We start from the raw sequence: 15,631 nt of genomic DNA, 5'->3' as shown, positions 1-15,631 counted from the left end.
AATGACAATGGAAAATAAGAAAATACTCGTTATCGGATCGGGCCCGATTATTATCGGCCAGGCAGCAGAATTTGACTATGCCGGTACCCAGGCTTGCCGCTCCCTTCGCGAAGAAGGCTATGAAGTAGTGCTCGTAAACTCCAACCCGGCAACAATCATGACGGACCGCGACATTGCGGACCGCGTATATATTGAACCAATCAGTTTGGAATTTGTAACGGAAGTTATCCGTAAAGAACGTCCTTACGGCTTGCTTGCCACTTTGGGCGGCCAGGTAGGTCTTAACATGGCGGTGGAATTATCCGAAGCGGGCGTTCTTGAAAAATACGGCGTAAAACTTTTAGGTACCACTTTGGCGGCTATTAAACAGGCGGAAGACCGTGAGCTTTTCAAAGAAGCTATGGAACGTATTAACCAGCCGGTACCGGAAAGTGATATTTTCAGCGACGTAGATAAAGCCGTTGAATTTGCCAATAAAATCGGTTATCCGATCATCATTCGTCCGGCTTATACCTTAGGCGGTACGGGCGGCGGCATTGCAGCCAATGAAGAAGAAATGTACATGATTGCCCTTCGCGGTATCAAACTCAGCCCGATTCATCAGATTCTCGTAGAACGCTCCGTAGCAGGCTGGAAAGAAGTGGAATACGAAGTTATGCGCGACAGTGCGGACAACTGCATTATCGTATGTAACATGGAAAATATCGACCCGGTTGGCGTTCACACAGGGGACTCCATCGTTGTGGCACCAAGCCAGACTTTGAACGATATTCAATACCAAATGCTTCGTACGGCATCGGTTGACATCATTCGTTACCTCGAAATCGAAGGTGGTTGTAACGTACAGTATGCCTTGGATCCGTACAGTAACCAATATTATGTAATCGAAGTTAACCCGCGTGTATCCCGTTCGTCTGCGTTGGCTTCAAAAGCGACGGGGTATCCGATTGCTAAAGTAGCGGCTAAAGTAGCCCTCGGTATGACTTTGGACAGCATTACTAACGCCGTAACCGGTGAAACGAAAGCTTGCTTCGAACCGTCCCTTGACTATGTGGTAACTAAGTTCCCACGTTGGCCTTTTGAAAAATTCAACTTGGCTGACCGTACCTTGGGTACTCAGATGAAAGCAACCGGCGAAGTTATGGCTATCGACCGTACTTTGGAAGGCTCCTTATTAAAAGCTATTCGTTCCTTGGAAATCGGTCTTGACCATATTGAACTCAAGAAAATTGCTCATGAAACACCTGAACAATTGATTGAACGCCTTCGTTTGGTAGATGATGAACGTATTTACGTAGTGGCTCAGGCTCTTCGTGCGGGCATCAGTGTGGAAAAAATCCACTTCATTACGAAAATCGACATGTTCTTCATCAACAAGATTAAGAACATCGTAACTTTAGAAAAGAAATTGGCTTCCGAAGGTATTACGGAAGACAATCTTCGCCAGGCAAAACGTTACAGCATGCCGGATAAAGTTATTGCCCGCTATGCCAATGTAACGGCTGACGATGTGTTGGCAAAACGTCAGGAAATGAAGTTGTTCCCGACTTACAAATATGTAGATACTTGTGCAGCTGAATTTGAAGCACACACGCCTTATTACTACAGTGCTTATGCTATGGAAGACGAAGTAGTACCGCGCGGTGAAAACAGCGTTATCGTACTCGGTTCCGGTCCGATTCGTATCGGCCAGGGCGTTGAATTCGACTATTGCTCCGTTCACTCTTCCTGGGCGCTTCGTAAAGCCGGCAAACAGTCTATTATCATCAATAACAATCCGGAAACAGTAAGTACGGACTTTGATACATCGGACAGCTTGTACTTCGAACCACTCACCGTGGAAGATGTTATGGAAGTTATCCGCAAAGAAAACCCAATCGGCGTTATCGCTCAGTTCGGCGGTCAGACAGCTATTAACTTGGCCGGTCCTCTCGCAGAACGGGGTGTAAAAATCCTCGGTACGTCCGTAGACAGCATCGACATGGCGGAAGACCGTGAACGTTTCGATGCTTTGTTGGCTGAACTCGGTATTCCGCGTCCGGTAGGGGCGTTGGTAACGAGCCATGAAGAAGCGTTGGCAGCGGCTCAGCGTTTATCCTATCCGCTCATCGTTCGTCCGTCTTACGTACTCGGCGGCCGTGCTATGGAAATCGTGTACAATGACCAAGAACTTGACGTGTACATGAAAGAAGCGGTAGTGGCATCCAAAGACCATCCGGTACTTATCGACCGCTACATGGTGGGCATGGAAGTGGAAGTTGACGCCATCGCCGACGGTGAAGACGTATGTATTCCGGGCATCATGGAACAAATCGAACGCGCCGGCGTTCACTCCGGTGACTCCATTGCCGTATATCCGGCTCAACATTTATCCGAAGAAATTACGAACCAAATCGTTGATTATACGCAGCGTATTGCACGCGGCTTAAATGTAAAAGGTATCGTAAATATTCAGTACATCGTAGCTAACGGTGAACTCAATGTTATCGAAGTTAACCCACGTTCCAGCCGTACCGTACCGTTCATCAGTAAAGTTACGGGCATCAACATGATTGAATATGCGACACGCATTGCTCTCGGTGAAACGATTAAGTCTATGGGCTTACCGACCGGTTTGGTTCCGGCTAAAGATTATGTTGCCGTTAAAGCGCCGGTATTCTCATTCTCCAAAATGGGTCTCGTAGAAATCGCTTTGGGACCTGAAATGAAATCCACCGGTGAAGTTATGGGTATCGGCCGCACTTATTCGGAAGCCTTGTTCAAAGCCATTCATGGTGCCAACATGCGTATTCCTGAAAAAGGCCATATCCTCATGACCGTAGCGGACCGCGATAAAGAAGAAGCAGCACGTCTTGCGAAAGGCTTTATCGACCTCGGTTACCACATCCAGGCAACCGGCGGTACGGGCAAATATTTTGAAGAACATGGTATTCCATGTGTAATTGTCAATAAGATTCACGAAGGTGAAAACAACTGTGCCGACTTGATCCGTCGCGGTGAAGTTGACTTGATGTTGAACACCTTGACCTATGGTAAACGCCCTGAACGCGAAGGTTTCCAACTTCGTCGTTTGGCCGTTGAAATGGGTACACCTTGCTTGACCTCCTTGGATACGGCACGTGAAGTATTGCGTGTAGTAGCCGGTCGAGCTAATGAAGAAATTAAGATTGAAGTCGAAGCGTTACAAGATTTTGAGATGGAGTGATACACGCAATGAGCGGTTATGTAGAAATGGCGCGAGTGCTCCGCAATGAGCAAATTGGTGCCGATGTATGGATTATGGATCTGTATGCACCGAAACAGGCCGCTGAAGCGGAAGTAGGCCAATTTTGTAATGTACGTGTAACCGGCGGCACGGCGCCTTTATTGCGCCGTCCCATCAGTTATGCCGGTTTTGATAAAATTGAAGGCACCATTACGCTCTTGTATCGCGTAGTGGGGACCGGTACGGACATTATGACGCACCTCAAAGAAGGGGATACCCTTGATTGTTTGGGACCTTTGGGCAGTCGTTTTGAAATGACCGACAACATGCTCCTCGTGGGCGGCGGTGTCGGTATTGCACCGATGCTCTGCATTGCGTCAAAATTGAATGAAATTGAAGATACAACGCGTTACACGAATGAAGAAGACGAAACGGTCATTAAACCGGTAGCAGCTAAAAAAGCAACTGTTGTGCTCGGTTTTCGCAATGAATCGGAAACCTTCTGGGCCGATTTGTTCAAAGCCTATGACGTGCCGGTTTATGTGACGACCGATGACGGCTCCGTTGGTACGAAAGGGTTCCCGACAGCCATTATGCCGGAACTTATTCAGTCCGAACGCGGCGAAGTTACTCGTCAGTTAACACCATTCTTGCATGGTAAAGTAGCCGGCGATACTGTTGCAGGCGCTGAAGTTGCCGATAGTGCTGTGAATGAAGCTGTAGGGGCTCACGAAGCTTCTGAAAAAGTAGCCAATATCGGTTTCACGAGTGTATTAACATGCGGTCCGACCCCGATGATGAAAGGTGTTGCGAAAGTGGCATCCGAATTCAGTGTGCCTTGCCAAGTGTCCTTGGAAGAACGCATGGGTTGCGGTACCGGCGGCTGCTTAGGCTGCGGCTGCAACGGTCGTGGTGGTAAACGCTATAAAGTATGTAAGGACGGCCCTGTATTTGCCGCTGAGGAGGTGTTTTTCAATGAGTAATACCTCAGATATTAAGATGCATGGTAATCATGCTGCTGACGGCAATTTACACGGTGAAAAAGACTATATAGGGATGGATCACAGCAAAGATTTAAACGGTAAAAAGCCTTCCTATAAGGACTTAGCCGTTGAGTTCTGCGGTATTAAGATGAAAAATCCGATTGTAGCCGCCTCGGGCACTTTCGGTTTCGGTTTCGAATATGCCGATTATCTTGACCTCAGCAACGAAGTGGGTGCCATTTCGGTAAAAGGCTTGACGCCGACACCGCGCAACGGTAATCCGGGCACCCGTATTGCCGAAACACCGTCCGGTGTATTGAACTGTATCGGTTTGGAAAACCCCGGTGCGGAAGCGTTTGTACGTGATATTTTACCGGAATTGAAACAGTATAATGTGCCGATTTTGGCCAATATTTCGGCCGCAGACGTAGAAGGCTACGCCTTTATGGCTAAGACTTTGTCTGTGCCGGGCGTTGTGGGCCTCGAAGTTAATATTAGCTGTCCGAATGTTAAAAACGGCGGCATGGCGTTTGGTGTGTCCGCCGAATCGGCGGCAGCCGTATGTAAGACAGTTCGTGAAAACACGGATTTACCGGTAATCATGAAATTATCGCCGAATGTAACGGACATCGTAGAAATTGCTACAGCCGTTAAAGAAGCCGGTGCTGACGGTTTATGTTTGATTAATACCTTGCTCGGCATGGCGATTGACATTAAAACACGTCGTCCTGTACTTGGTAACTTGTACGGCGGTTTATCCGGTCCGGCCGTTAAACCGATTGCTCTTCGTCTAGTACATCAAGTGGCTCAGGCTATTGATTTACCGATTATGGGCATGGGCGGTATCATGACGGGTACCGACGCCATCGAATTCATGTTGGCCGGTGCGGACATCGTATCCGTCGGTACGGCAACCATGGTTGATCCATGTGCTATCGGTAACATTGCTCGCGAAATGCATGAGTACTGCGAAGCAACCGGCTTGAACCATGTGAATGAAGTCGTAGGGGCTTTGGAACCGTACAGATTTTAAAAGCTTTAGAAACTTTAAGAGAGTTTGAACTGCATATAGAGAGAATAAAAGGTACGAGATGAAAATCTCGTGCCTTTTTTTGCATTATATAATTTAACATTGTGTTAACATCAAACTTAACATTTATTTATCATTCATTTAACATTATGTTTACATTTCATAGATATTAATGTTAAATTATGTTACAATTTATAACATAAAGGGGTGATAATATGATTACTTTCTTGGAGCTAGAGAACTTTAAGTCATTTAAATACATATTTATTGACTTAAGAGATAGTAAAGGAGATCCTAAAAAACTTGCATTTATTTATGGCGAAAACGGTGTTGGTAAAACTAACATTATGGAGTCGGTAGTTTTTTTAAAGCAAACTTTTGAAACATTGAATTTTCATAAATTTTCCAAAGATATTATGGATAACATTGAATCGTTAGGGGAAGGAGAAGATGTAAAACGGAATATATTACTTCAATTAGTTCAGCAACAAAATATATCATTAGGAAAACTGTTTGAAGAAAATAAACGTATTGGAACAACTGCCCCTATGGCTATCAATATAGGCTTTAAATTAGATACCTTTGATGGCAATTATAAAATAGTTATACAAAATGGTAAGATTATAGAAGAAGAGTTATATAGTCTGCTAAATAAACGAAGTGGTGTTGTATTTAAAATATCAAAGGATTCGGTGTTTTTGAGTAGGGCTATATTTTCACAAGACTATATTTCTGAATTAAAAAATATAATCTCAAAGTTCTGGGGGAATCATACTTTATTCAGCATTTTGGCGGATGAATTAAATATAAAGAATCTAGAATACTTAAAAGAACATGTCAATAATCGAATTTGGATGATTTTAGATTCTTTACGTCGTATTTCTATGATGCGGTTATTTGAAGGCCGTTATTTAATTGAAGGTAATTCAAGTATTCCGTTTCCAGGAAATTTATTTGGAGGAGCATTGCCTAAAGAACAAGCACCTTTATTTAAACCTTGGGAGTTGGCTATAAAACGAGTATTGGGTGGACTTTATTCTGATATTGAAGATGTTTTCTATGAAATTCAAGAACGAGGAGATTCCATTGATTATAGATTGATGGTAAAAAAAGTTGTTGATGGCGATGTTTTAACTATTCCTATGATTCAAGAATCTGCAGGGACAAGAAAAATTGTAAATTTATTGCCATTATTGTTAAGTGCTGTTAGAGGTGGCATTGTTTGTATCGATGAAATAGATAGTAGCATTCATGATCTTATGATGGCATCTATTATAGAAAATCTGGATGAACATATGGAAGGGCAATGTATTGCTACTACACACAATACGATTTTGATGGAAACGTTGGCACCTAAGTATGTTTATATTATTAGTGTGGATAGTGAAGGGGAAAAGCAAGTTATCAGTGTGGATTCTTATAAACAACGTACTCAGAAAAACCATAATATGAGAATTAGATATTTACGTGGGGATTATGCCGGTATTCCGTATACGGGATATGTAGACTTTGAAGATATTGCTGAAGAATTGAATAAAAATTGTTGGCAAAGTTTGAACCGAGGTGATGTTGCTGATGGGGAAACAGCAAACACCAAGACGAAATAAAAGGTTAGAACCTAATTATTTAAGGAGTATAGTTATTGCTCATGGTCGCTCTGAATATAGTTTATGTGATAATATAGGAAGCACTTTAAGATTATCTCAAAAAATAATTGCGAATGATAAAGGACGTTCAAGTATACAGGTGACTAGTTTAGATAGACATTTACGTAATAGATATTTTAAGACGCCGAGATCATTACAAGGTCAATTTAGCAATATAAATATTGAAAAAGGCGAAATTAAAAATTGCCAAATATTCCCTATTTTGGATGTAGATGATTGTACGGAAGAACAAAAAAGAGCTTATATCAATGGTGATTTTAAGAAATCATATTGGTTTGGTAATACTATCGTGCCTATATATAATGATCCCAATTTAGAAGAAACAATGAAAAAAATTGGCATAAAAATATTTAAAAAGAAAGATTACTTCTCTATTTTTGAACCAAACAGTTCAACAAAGGAAGATATAATCATGCTCTGGCAAAAACTTAGGGAGGCCAAGTGTACTAATTTAGATGAATACGTAGGATATTGTTTAAAAGTTAAAGGTCTAATCTAGTGGTACGTTACTTCACTAATGGTTAAATTCTTTGTGATATGGTAGTGTTATGTGTGTTGGTGAAACAATATAACCGGTGATATAATATTGAAATAGAGACAATTTGGTAGGTCGGTAGGAAGGTGACTATTATGGAATATAACAGTATTGCGGTAGGACGGGCAGCCTTGCAATTGACGATTACGGAATCACGTCAAAAAGAACAAGAATTACGCAAAGAATTACAAGAAAAAGGAATTCGATCCGTAGCGGTTGACTTTGGCGGTCAATTCGTGCAGTCCATTCCCAAGATTATAGAACATGCCGTTGTAGCGGCTCAGCGTCAAAAAGTAGTAGCTGATAATCACATTGGCGAAGGGGCCGTTATCGGTGCTACTCAAGAAGCATTGGAACAATTAAAACGTAAGGCAATTGGTCTCAATGTGGGCGGTAAAATCGGTATTGCCCGTTATCGTGAACACATCAGCGTGGCTATTTATGTGGGCGTCGGCATTTTACATTTGAATGAAATTGCCGTAGCGATTGCTCATAGAAGCTTGCCGGCCAGAGAAGACGAAGCCGGTCAAAAGAGTTTGATTGAATAGTCTTTACTTACTTGAGTAAAAAAGTAGAAGTAATAGAAGTACTTAACTAACTTAAAAATGATTTAACAGTTAACGTATATGGCATAATTGGAGGCGAATCAGTGAGTTCATTAGCTGTCATTATTTTGACAAAAAACGAAGAAAAGCATATTGAAGCAGCTATTCAGAATGTAAAGCAATGTGCGGATGAGGTGCTCATTATCGACTCCGGCAGCACTGATAATACGGTAGCCATTGCCGAAAAAAACGGGGCCATAGTTCGTTATCGTGCCTGGGATGAAGATTTTGCGGCACAGCGAAACTTCGCATTGGAACAAACTTCGGCTGATTGGGTGTTATATATCGACGCGGATGAACGCATGGATGAAACGATGCGCCGAGAAATCAGATACATCGTTGTGGAAAATCGTGTAGGCGAATATGGCTTAAAACGGGAGGTTGTCTTTAACGGACATCGTTTTAAACACGGCATTTTTGCACCGGACATTGTATACCGCTTATTTCCGCGTGAATCGGTTACCTGGGTAGGCAAAGTACATGAACATCCGGAAACAAATCTGCCAAAATCAGTATTAAACGGTGCTTTAGAGCATTTTTCTTATGAAAGTTGGCATCATTGGCTGCAGAAGGCTGACCATTATACGACTATTTGGGCGGAAGAACAGTTCGCCAAGGGCAAACGCATTTCGTTGGGAAAGGCGTTTTCACATTCCTTTATTGGCGGGTTGCGGGCATTGCTTTTTAAAGGCGGCTTTTTAGATGGCTGGATGGGCGTATTTTCTTCTTATCAGCACACATTTTATACCATGCTGAAATACGTGAAATTATATGAGTTGCAGCAACGGGAAAAGGGAAAATAAGCATGGACGATATAGCTATAGTATTGGCGGCTGATGATAATTATGCACAGCATGCGGCCGTAACGGCGGCTTCTATCTTATTGCATACGACCGAGCCGCAACGCGTGACTTTGTATATCTTAAGTGACGGTATAAGTGAAATAAAGCAACAGAAAATCGAAGCAACAATCAAAGATTTAAAAGGCCGTGTGCAATTGATACCGGTTGACGGTGAGGCCATCAAAGGGTTTACCAGCGGTCACATCAGCAAGGCGGCTTATTTGCGTTTGATGATTCCAAAATTATTACCGGACAGCGTCCGGAAGGCGATTTACTTTGATACCGATTTGGTTGTCATCGGCGACGTAGCTGAACTTTGGCAATTATCATTGGATGGTCATCCGGTGGGGGCGACGGTAGACTTAGGTATTATGTCATCAAAACGCAGTCGTCGTGAAAAACACGAATCCATCGGTCTTAACGAGTCCGATGATTATTTTAATTCCGGTATGATGGTGATTGATGTTTCCAGGTGGCGTGTTGAAAATTATGGCACTGAGGTGTTGACTGAAATTACTGCACACCAATTCCGTCATCATGATCAGGATGGATTGAATAAAGTATTTAAAAATAATTGGCAGGAATTACCGTTGCGATGGAATATTATTCCGCCGGTTTTTTCGTTGCCGCTAAAAATTCTATGTAGCGGCAGGTGGCGTAAAAAAGCATTTGAGGCCTTAAAGAGTCCGGCTGTAATACATTGGGCCGGTCGCTATAAACCGTGGGAATTTGCTTATGAAAAAGCATTTAACGGCATATATTATGAGGCCTTAAAAAATACTCGTTTTAATGATGAGGTCATGCCGCAGCCGAGTAAAGATATGCAGGGGAAATCCCTCACAAGACAGCTTATGCGAATTCGTTGGGCCAAATTTTGGCAAACTATAGGTGGATAAACAGATGAAAACATTTTCAGAAGATTTTTTTCAAATAGAACATTTTATAAAAGAGCGAATAGACTTTAACTACTCGAGTTCGGATGAAGGTGCTTATCACATCGCCTATAATGTCAATGACGGGTTTATTCATATCATGGGCGTATCGGTTGTGTCGGTACTGGAAAATAACAAAGCTCAAAACTTTGTGGTGCATATTTTTGTGGACGGTTACAGTCCGGAAAATTTGGCCAAAATAGAAGCTATGGCCAAACAGTGGCAATGCCATTGCATTGTGTACTTACTCGATATGACGCCGTTCAACGACTTTCATATTAAAGTGGCGCGCTTTTCCAGAATCACCTATGCCCGCATCTACATGCCAAAAGTGATTAAGGAATACAGTGATAAGTTTATTTACCTTGATGCGGACACCATGGTGTGTGATTCCCTCAAAGAATTATGGAATATGGATTTGCAGGGCAAGGCTATGGGGGCCGTATCGGAAACGCCTGAATCTGTTGCGTATCGAGCCGGTCATTTGAAATTGAAATCCGGTAAATACTTTAATGACGGTGTCATGGTTATAGATATTACCCAATGGGAAACAGATCAAATTACCGAAAAGGCCTTTGCTTATCAGAATGAACCGCCAAGCCGTTTTAAAGGGCAGAGCCAGGATGTATTGAACTTGGTATTCGACGGTGATTTATATTTCTTGCCGGCGGCTTATAATGCGTACGGCGGTGCTGCCGAATTTGACAGCAAACCGGTTATCGCTCATTGGACCGGTCGTCGTAAACCATGGCAAATGGTGGTCACCGATATTGATGCTTTGTGGCGTAAATATAACGCGTTGGCACCATGGGAGACGATTACGAATGTTTTGCCGGTGAAAAAGCCGGAAAACTATCATGACTTCCAGCAATGGGGCGATTACCAGAAGAAACAGGGGCATTACGGTAAATTTTTGGAAGGTATTTTCTGGTACAGTGTGCTGCGCGTGATTTATAAACTAGGTGGCAACAAGAAGAATTAACAGGATAAATTAGTCCCGCTTGTTTTAAGTTATGAATTGTGAGTCAGTAAATCCGATATTTAGGATTAAAAGACAGTATTTTAATTAAAGGATGAGGCAGATGAAAATTGCAATCGCCGGAACCGGTTATGTAGGTTTATCTAATGGTTTGTTATTAGCACAACATCATGAAGTGGTGGCTCTGGATATTGTTCCGGAAAAAGTCGATATGCTCAATAAAGGGCAGTCGCCGATTGTGGATGCGGATATTTCAGACTTTTTGCAACGAGATGATATTAACTTTAAAGCCACTTTGGATGCTAAAGAAGCTTTTACCGGGGCAGATTTTGTTATCATTTCAACCCCGACAAACTACGATCCGAAGAAGAATTTCTTTGATACCTCATCGGTTGAAGCGGTCATTGAAGAAGTGTTGGACATTAATCCGGGTGCCGTTGTGATTATCAAATCAACAATTCCCGTAGGCTATACGGCTCAGATGCGTGAAAAATATAATACGGAAAATATTATTTTCTCGCCGGAATTTTTACGTGAAGGTAAGGCGTTGCATGATAATTTATATCCGTCTCGTATTGTTGTAGGCGAACGATCGGACCGAGCAAAGGTATTTGCCGATTTATTGGCTGAAGGAGCTGTTAAAAAAGACATTCCGATTATTTTCACCGGCTCTACTGAAGCGGAAGCGATTAAACTCTTTGCCAACACCTATTTGGCATTACGTGTAGCTTACTTCAATGAACTCGATTCCTATGCGGAAATGCGTGATTTAAATACGTCTGAAATTATTAAAGGCGTATGCTTGGATCCGCGTATCGGTGATTTTTATAATAATCCGTCTTTCGGTTACGGCGGCTATTGTTTGCCGAAAGATACGAAACAGCTATTGGCTAACTACCATGATGTGCCGCAGAACTTAGTATCGGCTATCGTGGAAGCCAATCGCACTCGTAAAGATCATATCGCCGATATGATTATTGAACGGCAGCCGAAGATTGTGGGCGTATATCGTTTGACGATGAAAAGCGATTCCGATAACTTCCGTGCATCAGCCATTCAAGGCGTTATGAAACGCATTAAAGCTAAAGGGATTGAAGTCGTTGTGTATGAACCGACTTTAGAAGCTGATGACTTCTTCCGTTCACGCGTTATTCGTGATTTAGCTGAATTTAAAGCGATGAGCGATGTTATTATTACTAACCGTTGGTCTGATGATTTGGTCGATGTTAAAGAGAAAGTATACACTCGAGATTTATTTGACAGAGATTAATGGATACTATGGTTATTTTATAGCAATGTAATTGTAAATTAGTGTTTGGCACTAATGAGTAATTTGAGAGGGGATTGTGGCACGACAATGGCTACCTATAAAGAATTTGATACAAGTAAAAAAGTTCTTATTACCGGGGCGGCCGGGTTTATCGGCTTTCATTTGGCAAAACTGCTCCTGGATAAAGGGGCTGCAATATTAGGCTTTGATAATTTGAACGATTACTATGATGTGTCGTTAAAAGAAAGCCGTTTAGCGATTCTGAAGGCATATCCTGAGTTTACTTTTGTAAAGGGGAACCTAGCCGATGAAGCGGCTGTTAACGGTCTTTTTGAAAATTTCAAGCCGGATATTGTTGTAAATTTGGCGGCTCAGGCAGGGGTTCGCTATAGTATTGATAATCCGCGAGCTTATATGGAATCGAATATGATGGGTTTCTTCAATATTTTGGAAGCTTGCCGTCATAATCCGGTAGAACATCTGCTATTTGCCTCCAGTTCCTCAGTATACGGCAACCAGCAGAAGACGCCGTTTGCCACAACCGATAATGTGGATCATCCAATCAGTTTGTATGCGGCTACTAAAAAATCCAACGAATTGATGGCCTATACATACAGTCATTTATATGGCATTCCGGCTACGGGTTTACGATTCTTTACCGTTTATGGACCATACGGGCGCCCTGATATGGCGTACTTTAAATTTACCAATAAAATAAATGCTGGTACACCAATTCAGATTTACAATAAGGGCGATATGTACCGCGATTTTACCTATGTGGATGATATCGTAACCGGTATAGAACGAATGTTATGTAATCCGCCGGCTAAAAATGAAGCAGGAGACGCATATAAGGTGTATAATATCGGCAATAATAAACCGGAACAACTCATGCACTTTATTGAAGTCTTGGAGCAGCAATTAGGTAAGACGGCTGGAAAAGAATTTTTGCCGATGCAGCCGGGTGATGTGTATCAGACCTATGCCGATGTAAGCGAATTGGAACGAGATTTCGATTTCAAACCTTCAACGACGATTGAAGAAGGCTTGGGGAAATTCGTTGCTTGGTACAAGGAATATTACTCTGTGAAGTAGTCGATGAAGGTATTGATTTAAGCAAAGGCTTCTTTAGTAAGTATAGATGATTGGGCACTTTAATTTCTTGCAGTTGCTTTGACTGAATGCTCAAAGTATGATATACTATCCAAGTTGACAAAATAAAAAGAGTGATTTGCAGTTGACAAGCTCTCTTAGATTTGTTATCATAATGAAGTTGAATGAAGTAGAGGCCATCCGCTTCTCACCTGTTGTCTCGAAATAACGGGTTGAATATCTAACTAGTAATCAGTTACGGATGGCATTATGCCGTCCGTTTTTTTATTATAGAAAATAATTTGTTGGAGGTGACTATTATTAGCAAAGATACGCCGCGTATTAATGAAGAGATTCGCGCCCGTGAAGTTCGTGTGGTAAGTGCCGATAATGAGCAATTAGGTATTATGTCGGCTCGTGAAGCTCTTGCGTTAGCCGAAGAACATCAATTGGACTTAGTGGAAGTGGCACCGAACGGTAAGCCGCCGGTATGTCGAATTATGAACTACGGTAAATATCGCTATGAGCAACAGAAGCGCGAAAAAGAAGCTAAAAAGAAACAGAAGACATTTACTTTAAAAGAAGTAAAGCTTCGTCCCCATATTGAAGATCATGACTTCTATGTAAAAATGAAGAATGCTAGTAAATTCCTAGCAGAAGGTAACAAAGTAAAAGTTACCATCATGTTCCGTGGCCGAGAATTGAGCCATCCTGAATTGGGTCAGAATGTATTAACCCGTTTTGCCAAAGAATTGGAAGAACAGGCAGTTGTGGAAAAAGCAGCTAAGCTTGAAGGGCGAAACATGACGATGATATTAGCAAAAAAAGGATAATTGAGGAGGAAACTAATCATGCCAAAAATTAAAACTCGCCGTGCAGCGGCTAAACGTTTTGTACCGACCGGTAGCGGTGAATTCAAACGTGCGAAAGCTTTCAAGAGCCACATCTTAGAAAAGAAATCCCCGGCTCGTAAACGCAATCTTCGCAAAGCAACTTTGGTTAGCAAAGCCGATTACAAACGCGTTGCTAAATGTTTACCATACGCTTAATAGTTAAAATTACTGGATAATGGAGGAAATACACAATGGCTAGAGTGAAAAAGGGCGTAACTGCTCATGCACGTCATAAAAAAATCTTAAAATTAGCTAAAGGCTATCGCGGTACACGTAGTCGTTTGTTCAAAAAAGCAAACGAAACGGTAATGAAAGCATTATACTATGCTCGTCGTGACCGTCGTGCGAAAAAACGCGAATTCCGTAAATTGTTCATTACCCGTATCAATGCGGCTGCCCGCATGAACGGTATGAGCTATAGCCGTTTCATCGCCGGCTTAACTAAAGCAGGCGTTGCAGTTGACCGTAAAATGTTAGCAGACTTGGCTGTTAACGATATGGCCGCTTTCGCTAAATTCGTTGAAGTAGCTAAAAACGCATAAGACAAACGAATAAGATATATGAGAAAAAAGGTGTAGAGATTCACAATTATGTGAACTTTCTACACCCTTTTTTTTATAAAAATGTTATAATAAAAGGAAATATAAACGGATAAATTTATTTTTTGTACTTATTTATTTCTTGTAAAATAAAAATCAAGTTGAGTTGTTAGTTTTTGAGGTGTAGTATGAAAAGTGTGAGAAAAGCAGTTATTCCGGCAGCAGGATTTGGTACTCGTTTTTTACCGGCAACTAAGGCACAACCAAAAGAAATGTTGCCTATTGTGGATACACCGGCTATTCAATATATTATTGAAGAAGCAGTTGATTCCGGTATTGAGGAAATTCTGATTATTACGGGGCGGAATAAACGTGCTATTGAAGATCACTTTGATACAAGTGTTGAATTGGAACAGTTATTGCAACAACAGGGGAAAAAGAAGCAATTGGCCATGGTACGCCGCTTAGCAGATATTCGCGTACATTTTATTCGGCAGAAAGCACCGCGCGGCTTGGGGGATGCCGTATTATGTGCTAAGGCATTTTGTGCCGGTGAACCGTTTGCCGTTTTATTGGGGGATGATGTGGTATATAATCCGGAAAAACCTTGTTTGAAACAATTGATTGATACATATAATACACATGGCGGAACCGTTTTGGGGGCACAACGAGTTCCGGATGATATGGTAAGTTCCTACGGAATCGTTTCTGGTACACCGATTTCAGATACGGTATATAAAGTAGATGGTTTGGTTGAAAAACCTCAAAAAGAATCGGCTCCGTCAAATATAGCCGTTTTGGGACGCTATATATTATCACCAAAGATTTTTGATTGTTTGGAAAATATTCCACTAGGCGCCGGCAATGAATTACAATTAACCGATGCGATTGCTCAGCTTGATGAAGATGTATTTGCTTTGGCCTATGAAGGGAAGCGTTATGATATCGGTAACCGTTTCGGTTATCTGCAGGCGATGATTGAATATGGCCTTCGCAATGAAGACGTGGGAGAGGCACTAACAAAGTATTTGAAATCATTAGATCTAGATAATTTTTAAA

General features: G+C 41.9%; 15 protein-coding genes. All 15 read left to right on the top strand.

Features of this window, described 5'->3' with window-relative positions; all coding sequences use genetic code 11:
• Position 1: 1 nt before the first annotated feature.
• The 15 genes from carB to galU all read left to right on the top strand — a co-directional run bounded on the left by carB (position 2) and on the right by galU (position 15,630).
• Positions 2–3,205, top strand: coding sequence for a carbamoyl-phosphate synthase large subunit (gene carB / locus EO126_RS02640; protein WP_127007413.1), 3,204 nt, complete (start codon positions 2–4; stop codon positions 3,203–3,205).
• A gap of 8 nt (positions 3,206–3,213) precedes the next feature.
• Positions 3,214–4,188, top strand: coding sequence for a dihydroorotate dehydrogenase electron transfer subunit (locus EO126_RS02635; RefSeq protein WP_127007411.1), 975 nt, complete (start codon positions 3,214–3,216; stop codon positions 4,186–4,188).
• A gap of 73 nt (positions 4,189–4,261) precedes the next feature.
• A complete protein-coding gene (locus EO126_RS02630; protein ID WP_127007542.1) occupies positions 4,262–5,221 on the top strand; it encodes a dihydroorotate dehydrogenase in 960 nt (319 codons plus the stop codon).
• Positions 5,222–5,433: 212 nt separating this feature from the next.
• Entirely contained in the window at positions 5,434–6,825 is a 1,392-nt protein-coding gene (locus EO126_RS02625; RefSeq protein ID WP_127007409.1) for an AAA family ATPase, read from the top strand.
• The gene (locus tag EO126_RS02620) at positions 6,794–7,384 is read left to right on the top strand and encodes a hypothetical protein (RefSeq protein WP_006555062.1); all 591 of its coding nucleotides are present in this window, start codon (positions 6,794–6,796) and stop codon (positions 7,382–7,384) included. Before EO126_RS02625 ends, EO126_RS02620 begins: the two co-directional genes overlap by 32 nt.
• A gap of 131 nt (positions 7,385–7,515) precedes the next feature.
• Complete coding sequence (locus EO126_RS02615; protein ID WP_127007407.1) at positions 7,516–7,968, top strand: HutP family protein; 453 nt, start codon at positions 7,516–7,518, stop codon at positions 7,966–7,968.
• A gap of 101 nt (positions 7,969–8,069) precedes the next feature.
• Positions 8,070–8,828 (top strand): glycosyltransferase family 2 protein, encoded by a 759-nt coding sequence (locus EO126_RS02610; RefSeq protein ID WP_006555060.1) that lies wholly within the window; start codon positions 8,070–8,072, stop codon positions 8,826–8,828.
• Between the two features lie 2 nt (positions 8,829–8,830).
• Positions 8,831–9,763: a glycosyltransferase family 8 protein gene (locus EO126_RS02605; protein ID WP_006555059.1), complete on the top strand. Its 933-nt coding sequence runs from the start codon at positions 8,831–8,833 to the stop codon at positions 9,761–9,763.
• A gap of 4 nt (positions 9,764–9,767) precedes the next feature.
• The gene (locus EO126_RS02600) at positions 9,768–10,781 is read left to right on the top strand and encodes a glycosyltransferase family 8 protein (protein ID WP_127007405.1); all 1,014 of its coding nucleotides are present in this window, start codon (positions 9,768–9,770) and stop codon (positions 10,779–10,781) included.
• A 100-nt stretch (positions 10,782–10,881) separates the two neighbouring features.
• Complete coding sequence (locus EO126_RS02595; protein WP_127007403.1) at positions 10,882–12,048, top strand: nucleotide sugar dehydrogenase; 1,167 nt, start codon at positions 10,882–10,884, stop codon at positions 12,046–12,048.
• A gap of 87 nt (positions 12,049–12,135) precedes the next feature.
• Positions 12,136–13,143, top strand: coding sequence for an NAD-dependent epimerase (locus EO126_RS02590; RefSeq protein WP_127007401.1), 1,008 nt, complete (start codon positions 12,136–12,138; stop codon positions 13,141–13,143).
• Positions 13,144–13,451: 308 nt separating this feature from the next.
• Positions 13,452–13,973: a translation initiation factor IF-3 gene (gene infC, locus EO126_RS02585; protein ID WP_006555055.1), complete on the top strand. Its 522-nt coding sequence runs from the start codon at positions 13,452–13,454 to the stop codon at positions 13,971–13,973.
• Between the two features lie 18 nt (positions 13,974–13,991).
• Positions 13,992–14,189, top strand: coding sequence for a 50S ribosomal protein L35 (gene rpmI, locus EO126_RS02580; protein ID WP_006555054.1), 198 nt, complete (start codon positions 13,992–13,994; stop codon positions 14,187–14,189).
• A 35-nt stretch (positions 14,190–14,224) separates the two neighbouring features.
• Positions 14,225–14,575 carry a 50S ribosomal protein L20 gene (gene rplT / locus EO126_RS02575; protein ID WP_006555053.1) on the top strand — a complete coding sequence of 117 codons (351 nt, stop codon included), beginning with the start codon at positions 14,225–14,227 and terminating at the stop codon, positions 14,573–14,575.
• Positions 14,576–14,760: 185 nt separating this feature from the next.
• Complete coding sequence (gene galU, locus EO126_RS02570; protein WP_127007399.1) at positions 14,761–15,630, top strand: UTP--glucose-1-phosphate uridylyltransferase GalU; 870 nt, start codon at positions 14,761–14,763, stop codon at positions 15,628–15,630.
• Position 15,631: the final 1 nt, after the last annotated feature.

Source organism: Veillonella seminalis, from assembly GCF_003992065.1.
Taxonomy (GTDB): domain Bacteria; phylum Bacillota; class Negativicutes; order Veillonellales; family Veillonellaceae; genus Veillonella_A; species Veillonella_A seminalis.
The sequence above is the reverse complement of the archived record's forward strand: the minus strand, read 5'-3'. Positions and strand labels throughout refer to the sequence as shown.